8 protein-coding genes and 1 tRNA gene are annotated in these 13,938 nt (G+C 37.4%); 7 read left to right on the top strand and 2 right to left on the bottom strand.

The window, feature by feature from the left end; all coding sequences use genetic code 11:
• Window positions 1-101: 101 nt before the first annotated feature.
• Complete coding sequence (locus BBI00_RS12700) at window positions 102-755, top strand: ComF family protein (RefSeq protein ID WP_065399111.1); 654 nt, start codon at window positions 102-104, stop codon at window positions 753-755.
• A gap of 110 nt (window positions 756-865) precedes the next feature.
• Window positions 866-1,552 carry an alpha/beta fold hydrolase gene (locus BBI00_RS12705; RefSeq protein WP_065399112.1) on the top strand — a complete coding sequence of 229 codons (687 nt, stop codon included), beginning with the start codon at window positions 866-868 and terminating at the stop codon, window positions 1,550-1,552.
• Window position 1,553: 1 nt separating this feature from the next.
• Here the strand turns inward: BBI00_RS12705 and upp are convergent, their stop codons facing one another.
• Together upp and der are read right to left on the bottom strand one after the other, a co-directional pair.
• The gene (upp, locus tag BBI00_RS12710; RefSeq protein WP_065399113.1) at window positions 1,554-2,204 is read right to left on the bottom strand and encodes a uracil phosphoribosyltransferase; all 651 of its coding nucleotides are present in this window, start codon (window positions 2,202-2,204) and stop codon (window positions 1,554-1,556) included.
• A 156-nt stretch (window positions 2,205-2,360) separates the two neighbouring features.
• Window positions 2,361-3,671, bottom strand: coding sequence for a ribosome biogenesis GTPase Der (gene der / locus BBI00_RS12715; RefSeq protein WP_065399114.1), 1,311 nt, complete (start codon window positions 3,669-3,671; stop codon window positions 2,361-2,363).
• A gap of 365 nt (window positions 3,672-4,036) precedes the next feature.
• On the opposite strand from der, the gene BBI00_RS12720 reads away from it, so the two are divergent.
• The 5 genes from BBI00_RS12720 to BBI00_RS12740 all read left to right on the top strand — a co-directional run bounded on the left by BBI00_RS12720 (window position 4,037) and on the right by BBI00_RS12740 (window position 13,926).
• Window positions 4,037-4,107 (top strand) — tRNA-Gln (locus tag BBI00_RS12720).
• Window positions 4,108-4,560: 453 nt separating this feature from the next.
• Window positions 4,561-6,228 (top strand): T9SS type A sorting domain-containing protein, encoded by a 1,668-nt coding sequence (locus BBI00_RS12725; RefSeq protein WP_065399115.1) that lies wholly within the window; start codon window positions 4,561-4,563, stop codon window positions 6,226-6,228.
• A 4-nt stretch (window positions 6,229-6,232) separates the two neighbouring features.
• Entirely contained in the window at window positions 6,233-10,048 is a 3,816-nt protein-coding gene (locus BBI00_RS12730; protein ID WP_065399116.1) for a DUF5977 domain-containing protein, read from the top strand.
• A 35-nt stretch (window positions 10,049-10,083) separates the two neighbouring features.
• A complete protein-coding gene (locus BBI00_RS12735) occupies window positions 10,084-13,566 on the top strand; it encodes a DUF6443 domain-containing protein (RefSeq protein ID WP_065399117.1) in 3,483 nt (1,160 codons plus the stop codon).
• A gap of 6 nt (window positions 13,567-13,572) precedes the next feature.
• Complete coding sequence (locus tag BBI00_RS12740; protein WP_065399118.1) at window positions 13,573-13,926, top strand: hypothetical protein; 354 nt, start codon at window positions 13,573-13,575, stop codon at window positions 13,924-13,926.
• Window positions 13,927-13,938 lie beyond the last annotated feature (12 nt).

Consider the following 13,938-nt stretch of genomic DNA (forward strand, 5'->3'; position numbering starts at 1 on the left):
TGTAAGCGTGCGATGATAAGAATGCAGTTTTTAAGATTAAAGGTGGTGTTTTTTAATTGATCAGCTGAAAACTATTTCATAACTTAGTAAAAAACACATCCATGATACTAGACCTGCTTTTCCCCAACCGCTGCATTGAATGCAACAGAATCATCGATCCTGATCTTCTGGTATGTGATCTCTGTTTCAGCCAGATTCATTTCACCCATTATGCCTATTCCGAACATAATCCGATTAAAGAAAGGTGCAGTCTGTTTTTTCCTGTTGAATATACTTTTGCATTAATGCAGTTTGAAGAAGAAAGCCTGAGCCGGAAGATTATTCACGAGCTGAAATACAGAAACAGAGAAATAACCGGAAAAGTCCTGGCAGACTGGACCACTGAACGACTTGATTTTAAAAATGAAAAGCCGGATCTTATGGTAAGTATTCCACTTCATCCTAAGAAGCTAAGGGAAAGAGGATATAATCAGCTTCATGTATTTACCGAGGCATTGTCGGCATTTTATACCATTCCTTTTGATCATGAGCTGCTCAGAAGAAATCATTATGCCAAAGCACAGGCCTTAAAAGATAAGAAACACAGACTGGAAACAGTCAACACATTTTCCGTGACACAACCTGTCACCGGAAAACATATTCTGCTGATTGACGATGTTTTTACCACAGGAAATACAATATCCTCTGTTGCATGGGAGATCCTGAATTCCGGAGATAATAAAGTGAGCGTTCTGGTGATGGCCATGGATGTGTAAATTTAAATTTTGCCATTTCTGTTTTAATTGGTAAAGTATCTATCAGAAAAAAATTTCATCCCTTTCCCTTTTCAAATCTTTTTCCTAATTTTCCGGAAAACTAATTCATAATGCCCCATCTGATCTTATTACACGGAGCTTTAGGCCACAATGATATTTTCACTCCTTATTTAGAAGAACTATCCCGTTATTTTAGTATTCATACCCCTTTATTTTCCGGGCATGGGGATACTAAGCTTCCAGAAGATGGTATTACAATTGAAAAATATACTCAGGAACTGGCTGTATACTGCGAAGAGCATGATTTAACTGATGTTTCCTTTTTCGGACACAGTATGGGCGGATATGTTGCGCTTTGCTACGCAATGAAAGTTCCTGAAAATGTAAAATCGATCATTACATTGGGGACGAAATTCGACTGGTCTGAAGAACAGGCAAGGAAAGAAGCTAAAATGCTGAATCCAGAGGTAATTACAGAAAAAGTTCCACAATACGCGCAGCTTTTAGAATCACAACACGGATCTGAATGGAAAGCACTTCTTCCGGCCATCGCAGAATTAATGATTGACCTGGGGAAAAATCCTCCTTTGAAAAATAACCTGAGTACAATTACAGTTCCTGTTCAGATCATAGTAGGCGATGAAGACAATATGGTAACTATTGAAGAGAGCCTACAGGTTTACAGAAGCCTCCCGGATGCAAAATTGGCCGTACTCCCGGATACCAGACATCCTATGGATAAAGTACGACCAAGTTTATTATTGAATTTAATCAAAGATTTCTGGAATCTTTCTTAATTTATCGCTGAAGTTTCTCCCCGTAGCTTAAATCTCCGGCATCACCCAAACCAGGAGTGATATATCCTTTTGAAGTCAGGTGCTCATCTATAGCTCCTACCCAAATCTGAGCATCAGGATATGCATTCTGAATGGTTTCTACTCCCTGTTTTGAAGCAATTGCAGCCACGATATGAAGTTGTGTGGGATTTCCGTTAGTCAGTAAGTCCTTGATTGCTTCAATTAACGAAGCTCCTGTTGCCAGCATAGGATCTGCTACGATCAAAGGTCTTCCTTCAATGTTAGGACAGGTAAGATAATCCTGTTTAATGGAAAAATAATCGTTCGCATCGTGTTTTCTGTAAGCTGCTACAAAACCACAGTCTGCCCTGTCGAGATAATTCAAAATCCCTTCAAACAAAGGAACTCCGGCTCTTAATATGGTAGTAATCACCGGCTGAACTGCAATTTCCCTGCTTTTTATCGTATCTAGCGGAGTCTGGATTTCAACTTCTCTCTGTTCTAAACCTTTACTGATTTCGAAAGCTGCAATTTCTCCGATTCTTTCCATATTTCTACGGAATCTCATACGGTCATGCTGAATTTCAATGTTTCGAAGTTCGTTAATCCATTCATTGACAAGAGAAAAGTTTTGAGATAATATAGTAAGCATGAAGATCTTAATTTTAAATTAGGTAAATCGACGTTTGATTCCTGCAAAATTACAACTAAAAAACGAATCTGCAGTTTGATGCCGAATAGAATAAGCAGGTCTACAAAAAATCTGGCAAGGGTTTTCCTCACCAGATTTCTTTATAATCAATTGTTTTTATTTTTGTCTGAAGTACACTTCGATCGGAACTCCGGTAAACCCAAATTCTTTTCTCAACTGGTTTTCAGTAAATCTCTTATATGGCTCCTTCACATACTGCGGAAGGTTGCAGAAGAATACAAACTGCGGCGACGGAGTAGGAAGCTGAACACAATATTTGATTTTGATATATTTTCCTTTAAGCGCCGGTGGCGGAGTTCTTTCGAAAATAGGAAGCATTACTTCGTTCAGTTTTGAAGTCTTGATTTTCTTTTTACGGTCCTCATACACTTCCATTGCTACTTCTACGGCTTTCAGAATTCTCTGCTTCGTCAAAGCAGAAACGAAAAGGATCGGAATATCCTGGAACTGACCGATTTTATCTTTGATTGATTTTTCAAAATCACGCATTGTATTGGTCTGCTTATCTTCGATCAAATCCCATTTGTTGACAAGAATCACAATTCCTTTTCTGTTTTTCTGAGCCAACCCGAAAATATTCATATCCTGAGACTCCCACCCTTGTGTAGCATCTACCATGATGATAACCACATCAGAATATTCAATAGAACGGATAGAACGCATTACAGAATAGAATTCAAGGTCTTCATTTACTTTAGACTTTCTTCTCATTCCGGCTGTATCTACCAATACAAACTCATGACCGAATTTGTTGTATAGCGTCTGAATACTGTCTCTGGTAGTTCCTGCAATATCGGTTACAATATTTCTTTCAACATCCAATAAAGCATTGGTCATTGTAGATTTTCCTACATTCGGACGACCTGCAATGGTGATCTTAGGCAGTCCTTCGAAAGGATCCTTATATTCTGTAGTAGGAAAATCATTTACGATATCATCCAGCAAGTCTCCTGTTCCGGAACCTGTCGCTGAAGAAAGTGTATAATATTTATCGATACCTAACTGATAGAATTCTGTTGCCGGAAGTTCTTCTTTAGCAGAGTCTACTTTATTGATAACAATATAGATCGGTTTATTGGATCTTCTCAGAAGTCTGTAAATTTCGTGATCCGTATCGGTAAGTCCTTCCTCCACATTCATCATAAAGATGATGGACGTTGCTTCATCTACGGCTAGCTGTACCTGCTTACGGATTTCTTCTTCAAAGATATCATCTGTACCTACATCATACCCTCCGGTATCAATAACGGTAAAGTCTACCCCATTCCAGTCAGATTTTCCGTAGTGACGGTCTCTGGTAACACCGGCTGTAGAATCTACAATAGCCTCTCTTCTTTCTAATAAACGGTTAAAAAGCGTGGATTTTCCTACGTTGGGACGTCCAACGATTGCGACAATATTTGACATAAAAAATGTTTAATAATCCTTTGCTGTGCTCAGGATATGTTATTAATGGGTTACTCCAACTTTTGGAGCCCAATTTTTTGCAAAGATAAGATTTTATAATTTAACAGTTAAGTAATGAAGCTGGAAGAGGGATGCTGGAGGCTGCTATTCTGCCGGTAAACTCTCTCTGTACTTTCATTAAAAGGTCCAAATAATCCCTAGTCAGGCTATTTTGTTGTAAAAGCGAATATTTTTTAAAAAAATTATCTAAAAATAATTCTTTGGATATCAACAGATAAAGCCATCAGATCACTTATTATGTTAATGAATCTTTAATTTATATTTTTATATTTAAAATAAATTTTCTAATTTCGCAGCATCAAAACAGACCCATGGTGTAGCGGTAACACTACTGATTTTGGTTCAGTCATCTGGGGTTCGAATCCCTGTGGGTCTACAGACCACTCTTTTTTAAGGGTGGTTTTTTTGTGTATTTAAAATAGATTTATTTAAAGACCAGATGCAAAGCATAAAGTATTTGTTTAATATGGCAGATTACTTTAACTACTAAGCTCTTATATTCTATTTATTTGATTCAAGTGATTAAGAAGCATGGCTTTATCTTTTACAGCATCTACTCTAAAAAAATAATCCTTACGTTGAAAGGTATAAATAATTTCCCCAAAGTTTTGCTCTAACTTTTACAATAGGTTGATTTTTTAGCAGGCCTATCACATACTGTTTTATTTATCAAAAGTTACTAAAACACATTTCTTCTTTCAAGCACACTCTATAAGACACCAAAGAGTGATAAAAATCATATTAATTACTTTCAAGTAGGGATGTGTAGCACATTCTAAAAAATTAATTTTGCATTAAATTAATTTAGACTAACTAAAAATAGTACAAAATGAAAAAACTCTATTCCGGTGCATTCGTATTAAGCATGGTTTTAGCGTCTGCTCAGGAAGTGGTATGGCAGAAAGACATTCAATCCTCTACCCAGGATTTTCTCAGCCAGGTTACCACCACCATTGATCAGCAATACCTTATCACGGGAAGCTCTATCCAGTCCAAAAGCCAGTCACCAGAAGCTAACAGCCAAAAGCAGAATAATGGTTACGATTTCCATCTTGTAAAACTCAACCAGCAGGGAGATCAGGTCTGGGAAAAATATTTCTCGGGGCAGAATCATGACTATCTGTCAGCCACCGTTACCACCCAGGACGGAGGCTTCCTTCTGGCCGGAACCTCTTATTCCGGGAAAGGACTCGATAAGAAAGAAGATTCCAGAGGAGGATCAGACATCTGGCTGATCAGGTTGAATGAATTTGGGGATGAACTATGGCAGAAAACATTAGGAACTTCCTCAAATGAAGAAGCAAGGTCAGTCATTCAAACCACCGATTCAGGATTCTTTGTTGCCGGCAATGTCCAGAACTCATACAAAGGTTACGGTTCCAAAGACGTCTGGATCACAAGATTGGATAAAGACGGAAAAGAACTCACACAGCTTATTTTAGGTGGAAAAGGTCTGGATGAAGTAGAAAAAATGATTCCCACGAAAGATGGCGGAGCCTTACTGGGAATTTATTCCAGAAGCTCCGAGTTCCGTGATTCAGGTTCCGGTATCAGAAACCCTGAAAGTAAATCATCAACTACAGGTCCTGCCTCCCGCAACCTTTCATCTGCCACCTCTACAGCCATTAGCCAGATGCCAAAAGCCAGCAGCAACTTCGGTGAAGGCGACTACTGGATCGTAAAACTGGACAAGAGCGGAAAAGTAGAATGGGAAAAGAACTATGGCGGAAAAGGAGATGACCATATCAGAACTTTAGCTTTGACTTCCACAGGTTATATCATTGGTGGCGAATCCAGATCCGAAAGATCAGGAAATAAAACAGTAGGTACCCAAGAAGGTACTGACTTATGGTTAATCGCCCTAAACGAAAGAGGTGATGAGCAGTGGCAAAAATCCTACAACTTCAAAAACCGGGATGTATTAATGGGAATGAGTGTGATTACAAAGACCCAGGAATCAAGAACCAAGAGCCAAGATGTTACAACAGGAATATTGCTGGGTGGCTACACTCAGGCTGAAGGCAGGATAGAAAAAGATGATGAAACCTTCTGGATGCTGTATCTGGATCAGAATGGCAATGAGCAGTGGCGAAAACATGTGGCAGGAGAATCAAGACAGAGAGAAGAAAGACTTTCAGATTTGAAACTGAACCGGGATGGTTCTATAATCCTGGCCGGGACCAGTGCCCAAGAACTGGGGAAAGAAAACTGGAAGATTGTGAAGCTGGGAGACAAGCAGGTCAGCCAATTGATCGAAAAACAGGATATCAAGATTTATCCGAACCCCGTATCTGATTATGCTTATGTAGAAATCGGCTTTGATTTCAAAGAAGCTGAAATTCTGTTGTATGATATGAGCGGAAGGCAGCTTCAGAGTCTGAAGACAAAGAATAATGTGACCAAGATTAATACACAAGCTTTGGTACAGGGCGCTTATCTGGTGACTATCAAAACGGATAATAATAAAACAGCGAATTCAAAACTAATAAAGAAATAAAACTATGAGTATCAAAAAAATAGGCTGGGCAGTCATTCTTCTTTCAGCCGGCTTATCAGCACAAATATCAGGTCCCTTTGCCAATAATACAATGTTTCTTTCTCCGGAAGTAAGTGCATTTCAAAAATATAATTTACACGATATTAATCTTTATACAGGGAAAATAAATCTTACCATCCCAATCTATGAGATAAAAACCGGGAATATTTCTATCCCGGTAGCAATTTCTTATAATTCAGGGGGAATCAAGATAGACGATATTGCATCCAATGTAGGGCTTGGCTGGAGTCTGAGTGCAGGTGGCAGTACCATACGAACCATCAAGGATATGGAAGATAATAATATCATTAATTCTATGGGAAACGGGGGAAGAGTAATAGCAGAGCTGGGATATTTAGCTTCACCTACTGACGTTCTTCCTCCTAATTCTACCCAAAATGAGATCTACACAAGTTCAGCAAAAATAGATGCATCTCCGGATTTATTTACTGCTATTGCCCCGGGGATTAGTGCCAAATTTTACCTCTCCAATCTGAACCGAGGTAATCCTCATGATTTTGAAAATAATGTAAGTACATACCATATCAACTTTATTGATGGAAGCGCAGCAAAAGGGAACACTGTAACCAAAAAACGCTTGACAAATATTCTACCTGCCAATGGTTTTACCAAAAGCGAAGTACTCGGGATTTTTGAAAATACACAACTTCCCTGGGGAACTTTCCCTATGGATTATGAAAAATTTGAATTAACCAATGCACAAGGTACAAAATACACATTTGATTCACCGGACGTGTATGAAACGGTTCCCAGTTATATTTCTTCATCTGACCTTGTAAGAATGACTGAGGGACCTGACGGGATCAGTCTTATTAAAAAAAACTTTGCTCTTGTAAAAGCAAAGGCTATGGGGCAGTACAAAGAAAGGGTAAGTGCCTGGAATTTAACTAAAATTGAAGATCCTACTTCAAACAGAAATGTTCTTTTCACCTATCAGAAATATAACAAACCTGACATTATGAAAATGAGAACAAGTGTCAATACTGTTCTTATGGATGATGCTCCTCCATTTGGCGGCTCAAGTTCAAGTACATCTCAGCTTTGTGGTTATGGTTTTGTTCAGAATTATTTGGTTCCGCGGGATGGAATCGTTTTACCGGATGAGTGTTTGGTAAAAAATTCTTTTATGTATTCCAAATATCCTCAGACCAACAGGATTGAACAGATACAATGGGACAACGGAAGTGTAAAATTTCATTATGACCTGAATAGACAGGATGCAGTGAATGAAAAAGCACTTACTAAAATCGAAGTTATTGTAAATAATAAACTCATCAATACTTATATTTTCAATTACTCTTACTTTACATCCAAAGAAAATTGCGATGGCTGGGAATGTAAAAGGCTGAAACTGGATAATATTGACATCATGGGAGCTGAAGAAACCCAGGCAAAAAGATATTACACATTTGAGTATGATTATACACATCCACTTCCTAAAGTCAATTCATTACAACAGGATTTTTTAGGATATTACAATAATCATGGTGTTGAGCTTCCGCCAATTGACATGCATATCCATCCACAAATACAAAAAAGTCCGACCCTGTATTTTGAGAGAGGTAAGCAAGAGTATTCAATAACTCCATTTTCCGGAGGGCAAACCATTCCCGGGGATTATTCTTTAGAAGCCAATGAATATTCACTGACGGGATTATTAAAAAAAGTCATTAACCCGCTGGGTGGATTTACTGAATTCGAATATGAAAATCATGATTTCAAACATTCAATCCTTGGGAAACAGAAAGCAGGAGGTGCGAGAATCAAGACTCAGATTATCAATGACGGGATAAAAGAGCGTCATATTTATTATGAATATAAAGATAAATATGGAAATTCTTCAGGAAATCTGGCCGGAATGCCTGTCTATGGATTTCCAATAGGCTATGATCCCGGCAAGGGACTATTTAATCCTAATACCTCATTCGCTGTATATTCCAGCAGCAAGGGAAATATAGAACTAACTGACAATTCTTATATAGGATATACCAGAGTAGTTGTGAAAGAGGAAGGAAAAGGATTCAAAGAAAATATATTTTCTTACCATGAGTATGAAAAACCAGTCAGAACAAATGGAAATCCTGGAGACCGTTGTGGAACTTACCTGCACAACAGCAGTGCATTTGGAAATATCAATCCAATCAACCGGGATATTCTGAACGGTAAAATTCTTGAAGAAAAGACATTCAACGAGGAAGGAAATCTGATTAAAGAGTCTTTATATAACTATAAAAATGATATTTTCCAGGAAATCACAATTCCTTTTCAAAATAACATCTTTCACCCTGTAGGAGGACCAGCTATCTTTGACAACTCCTTTGAGCCAAGACTTTCCAGTACTACAACTTTTAAATATAACAATAAGCTAAGAATAGAGAGAAATGTATTGGTTGAAAGAGTAGATAAAGAATATTTCGGAAATACTGTTTTAGAAACAAAAAACAATATTACCTATGATGACATCTTCCCGTTTATTAAAAAAAACAAGGTAACCTATTCAGATACAAGCTCTAAGGAGACCATACACACTTATCCTTTCGAAGTAAATAATCAACTGTTGATCAAAGCCAATATGCTAAGCACGCCATTAATAACAGTGAATTACCTGAATAAAAATGGTGTGACGAAAAAGATTTCACACAAGGAAAATATTTTTAATAAAAATGCCGGTACGTCTAATTTAATTTTACCTACAAGTACCACCAGTTACAATTTAGACAATCTGCCACGTACAGATATCAGTTATGACAAGTATGATGATAAAGGTAATCTATTACAGTACACCACAGCCGATAACATTTCATCTGTTATCATATGGGGTTACAAACAATCTTTACCTCTGGTCAAAATAGATGGAGCAACTTATCAACAGGTGATGCAGAAGTTCGGACTTGATGCCGGCAGCAATCAGTCATACCTTGATCTTGATATCGTTAAAAAATCCGATCTGGATGTAGATGTTTCTTCAGAAGAAAATTTAAAAACTGCGCTTAAAAACTTCCGTACAGTATTAAAACAGCCCGACAGCCAGATAGCTACCTATACTCATAATCCTGGAATTGGTATTACCAGCATTTCCAAACAAAATAATATGGAGGAAAAGTATAAGTATACTAAAGACAATAAGCTATGGCAGATCATTGGTAATGATGAAAAACTGCAAAAAGAGTTTGAATATAACAGTACTCCTCAGCGTCCACAGACGATTTTTTACAACAGAAAGCAGGAAAAAAATTTCACAAGAAATAATTGTCCGGTTGGATATTATCCGGGAGATTACAATTATATAGTTCCTGCAAGAAGCTTTTCCTCTTCTATCAGTTTAGCACATGCTAATCAACTCGCCTTAAACGACATACAGTCTAACGGGCAGAATAAAGCCAATATGATAGCTACCTGCCAGTTGATGGCTTGTTCATTTGAACCCAACAGCAGCTTCCATCAGGTCAGCGCATTGGTTCAAAAGGTGTCAGATACTAAGGTAAAAGCAAGAATTACCATCCCTGTTGCGGCTAATAGCGGTCTCACCTGGCAGCACGGACAAGAGAGCCTGGGGCAGATTGTAGGAAAAATCGGAGGCTCTTGTAAGCTCTTGACAATGTCAAATGTTCTGGGTGTAAGTGAAAATGGAAGATTCTGGGCCGTTGTGCTAGCAAAAAACGGATCCGTTTTTATCAATCTAAAGAGTGGCACTGTCAATCCTTCTGATATCATCAATTTGGATTTTCAATATGATATTAACGATCAAAACGCACTTTAAAAACTAATCGCATCAATTACCTCAACTAAAGGAACATGAAAAAAATTATCATCCCTATCAGTGCCTTGTTTATAACAGGTACTATACATGCACAGCTTACACAGGGAGAAAACTATATTAAAACAAAAACATATCTGGATTATAATACCGGCGGACAGGCTACTAAAACAGCAGAAACAGTTCAATATTTTGATGGACTGGGAAGACCCAAGCAAACGGTTGGAATAAAAGCTTCCCCATCAGGAAAAGATGTTGTCACCCCTATTGAGTATGATGAATTCGGGAGACAGGTAAAAGATTACCTTCCTATTCCTCAGGGAGGAACTTTAAACGGGGGCATTATTCCGAATCCTCAGGCTAATGCTTCATCCGTATATGGAGCAGAAAAGATCTATTCAGAAAAAATACTGGAAAACTCGCCTTTAGACAGAATGCAGCAACAGATTCAGGTGGGAAATGACTGGAGCAACAAACCGATGAAGTTTGAGTATGCAGCCATAACAGATAATGATAAAGTAAGAAAGTTTAAAACAGTTACCAGCTGGGAAAACGGAGCCAGCCTATCAGTACTTTCAGAAAATGGGATATACTCAGATAATCAATTGTATAAAAATACAATTACTGACGAGGATGGAAATAAAACTATTGAATTCAAAAACGGCCTAGGACAGATTGTTTTGGTAAGAAAAACCCTATCCTCTGAATATGCTGATACCTACTATATTTACAATGAATATAACCAGCTTACGTTTGTTATTCCTCCTTTATTATCCAAAATTCAGAATTGGAGCGCTACAGACCAGGAGCATTTAGCTTATGAATATCGCTATGATTCCCTTAACCGTTTAGTAGAAAAAAAACTTCCGGGAAAAGGATGGGAACACATGGTGTATGATAAGGCAGACCGATTGATATTTACTCAGGATGCTGTAATGCGCCCAACAGGTAAATGGCTTTTCACAAAGTATGATAAGTTTGGCAGAGCTATTATAACAGGACTCGTTCCGGGTGGAAGCAGAGCCGAAATGCAAAATATGATTGGAAACATTATCATAACAGAAAGCAGGGATGCAACGGGGTTTAGTAAAAATGGAATGCAGATTCAATATTCCAATAATTATTTTCCGCATTTTGAAAAGATAATGACAGTGAGCTATTATGATACTTACCCGAATTATGACTTTAACCCGACATTTCCAACAAGTATTTTTGGCAAACCCGTTTTAAAAGATAATATTTTAACAAACGAAAAAAATACTCAGGGATTTCCTGTAATGGATCTTGTCAAGAATATTGAAAATGATAGCTGGTCTAAAAAATATACATATTATGATGAAAAAGGAAGAATAATCAGCACTCATTCCATCAATCATTTGGGAGGATATACCCAATCCAGCTATGAGCTTGACTTTGCAGGAACAGTTAAGCAAAGTCTGATAAAACATACCAGACTGAAGACTGGTCCTGAAAATACAATCAGAGAAGTATTTACCTATGATCATCAGAACAGGGTTCTTACGCACACCCATCAGCTAAATAATAGTGCCATTGAGTATCTTTCCCAGAATAAATACAATGAGCTTTCTCAATTAGAAAGTAAAAAAATAGGAGGAGCGAGTACAGATAGTCCTCTTCAACAGATAGATTACAAATACAATATCAGAGGTTGGATGACTCACATTAATGATCCGGCTAATCTCAATGGAAAGCTTTTTGGATATAGTATTAAATATCAGAATCCGGAATTTTCTACTTCAGGCTCTGCAAAGTTTAATGGTAATATTACAGAAATCGACTGGAAAACTGCTAATGACGGAATATTTAAAAGATACAATTATGAGTATGACAGTCTGAACAGACTATTAAAAGGCACCTATTCCGAACCGGGAAGCACACTTGTTCAGAATGGTTATTTCAATGAAGAAATGACCTATGACCTCAATGGGAACATCAGTACCTTGAAAAGATATACAAAACCTTCATCCGGAACTACAGCAGAGCTTATAGATAACCTTAAGTATCATTATCAGAATAACAATCTTAGTAATAAACTTGATTTGGTGACAGTAGCCAACGGAGCTCCCGATAACCCATCAGGATATTATGCACAGGGAAATAAAATGCTTTATGATGAGAATGGCAGTATTAAAGAAATGAAAGATAAAGGCAGGGGGAACATTGAGTATAATTTTTTAAATTTACCTAATCTATATGATGGTGAAGGATATGATTATGCCAAATATCTTTATACTGGAACAGGAATAAAAGTAAAGAAGACCGAATGGTTTGTTTTTGGTAATAAAACAACTGAAACAGATTATCTGGATGGATTTCAATACATCAATACGGCTTTAAGTTTTGTTCCTACTTCAGAAGGATATTATGATTTTGAAAAAGGTAAATATGTATATAATTATACAGATCACTTAGGAAATATCAGACTGAGCTATACAAAAAAAACAGGAAATTCAGGAATTGACATCATAGACGAGAATAATTATTACCCGTTAGGATATAAATACCATGGATATAATAATGTGAGTGACTATTCTTCCTACCGGTACGAGTACAATGGTAAAGAATATCAAAATTATGCAGCAGCATATGATTACGGAGCCAGATTTTATATGCCTGACTTAGGAAGATGGGGTGTTGTAGATCCACTAGCTGAAAAGATGAGAAGACATAGCCCTTATAACTATGCATTTAATAACCCTATAAATTTTATTGACCCTGACGGTAGAGAAGGTTTAGGCTGGGGTCTGAAAGACAATGTCTGGAGCTGGGATGCCAATTTAACGGCTCAAAACTATCAACAGGAGGGGTTTACAGAATTTAAAGAAGACGGAAGCGTAATTGATAATACTCCTATACAGGGACAGGAAGCAGGAAATACAGGCCAAACTTATTTGGGATTCAATGGCCAGGCATCTTATATGCCGGCTGACAGTAATGGATCGGCAGGACTTTTAGGATTATCAAACTGGTTTAGAGATGCTATTTCAGGAACAACATCTGCTATGGCTTCACAATTAGCAGGAGGATGGGACAGTAATTTTACGAGAAGTTTTACGGGCGATTTCCTGAATGTTGGGGTTGGTTTTTCAGGTATTGCTTTTGGAGGTGCAGGAACTAGCTGGGAATTAAACTGGGTATTGCATGGACCAGAAGCGAGCTTCTATCCAGCTATCACAACAACAACCTCAGTAGGAGGTGGTTATAATGTTGATGCAACATTTAATGTTGGTAATGTTAATTATACAGGGCCAGCCTCTGAAATTACAAGAAGTATGCTCGTAACAAATACTGCAAAAGGAGATATCCCTACAGCCTGGGGATCCGCTTCCCTATCAGCTGGTGGAAATATTGGAGTAACAGGAGCGGTAACTAAAATGAGTGATGGTAATTATTTAATTGGCGGTCAGGTGAATGTTGGCTTAGGACTTCCATTAGGTCCTGTTCCTTTTAATGGCTCCGGTGGTGTTTCAAATACTTACTTAATACATGATTTTAAATAAAAAATAATGAACAAAAAAATATTAATCTTAGCAGGAATTGCTATTATAGTAATACTTTATTTTTATTATGGTGGAAATTACATGGAAAATAAGGGAAGGGAATACTATAATCAATTTAATAAAAGTTCAATAAACGGTACAATCCTGGATTTAAATGAATATGCCAGAGGAGTAAAGTTACATTTAGATAATGGAGAAGTTATATTTTACCCTATTACAAGTGAACTTAATGAAAACAACATTTTCATTGCCACGGCTAAAAAGGGGGATAAAGTTATAAAAAGACCTTTTCAGGATACCATTACTCTAGTAAGACAAAATGGCGTTATGTTAAAATATACTTTTCAAAAGCCTAAATAGTTTGGTTCAGCT

The organism is Chryseobacterium arthrosphaerae (assembly GCF_001684965.1).
Lineage (GTDB): Bacteria > Bacteroidota > Bacteroidia > Flavobacteriales > Weeksellaceae > Chryseobacterium > Chryseobacterium arthrosphaerae.

Bases quoted from the DNA above. Each gene is read 5' to 3' on its own strand.
- BBI00_RS12700 (WP_065399111.1), top strand. From the start codon at position 102: ATGATACTAGACCTGCTTTTCCCCAACCGCTGCATTGAATGCAACAGA.
- BBI00_RS12705 (WP_065399112.1), top strand. From the start codon at position 866: ATGCCCCATCTGATCTTATTACACGGAGCTTTAGGCCACAATGATATT.
- upp (WP_065399113.1), bottom strand. From the start codon at position 2,204: ATGCTTACTATATTATCTCAAAACTTTTCTCTTGTCAATGAATGGATT.
- der (WP_065399114.1), bottom strand. From the start codon at position 3,671: ATGTCAAATATTGTCGCAATCGTTGGACGTCCCAACGTAGGAAAATCC.
- BBI00_RS12725 (WP_065399115.1), top strand. From the start codon at position 4,561: ATGAAAAAACTCTATTCCGGTGCATTCGTATTAAGCATGGTTTTAGCG.
- BBI00_RS12730 (WP_065399116.1), top strand. From the start codon at position 6,233: ATGAGTATCAAAAAAATAGGCTGGGCAGTCATTCTTCTTTCAGCCGGC.
- BBI00_RS12735 (WP_065399117.1), top strand. From the start codon at position 10,084: ATGAAAAAAATTATCATCCCTATCAGTGCCTTGTTTATAACAGGTACT.
- BBI00_RS12740 (WP_065399118.1), top strand. From the start codon at position 13,573: ATGAACAAAAAAATATTAATCTTAGCAGGAATTGCTATTATAGTAATA.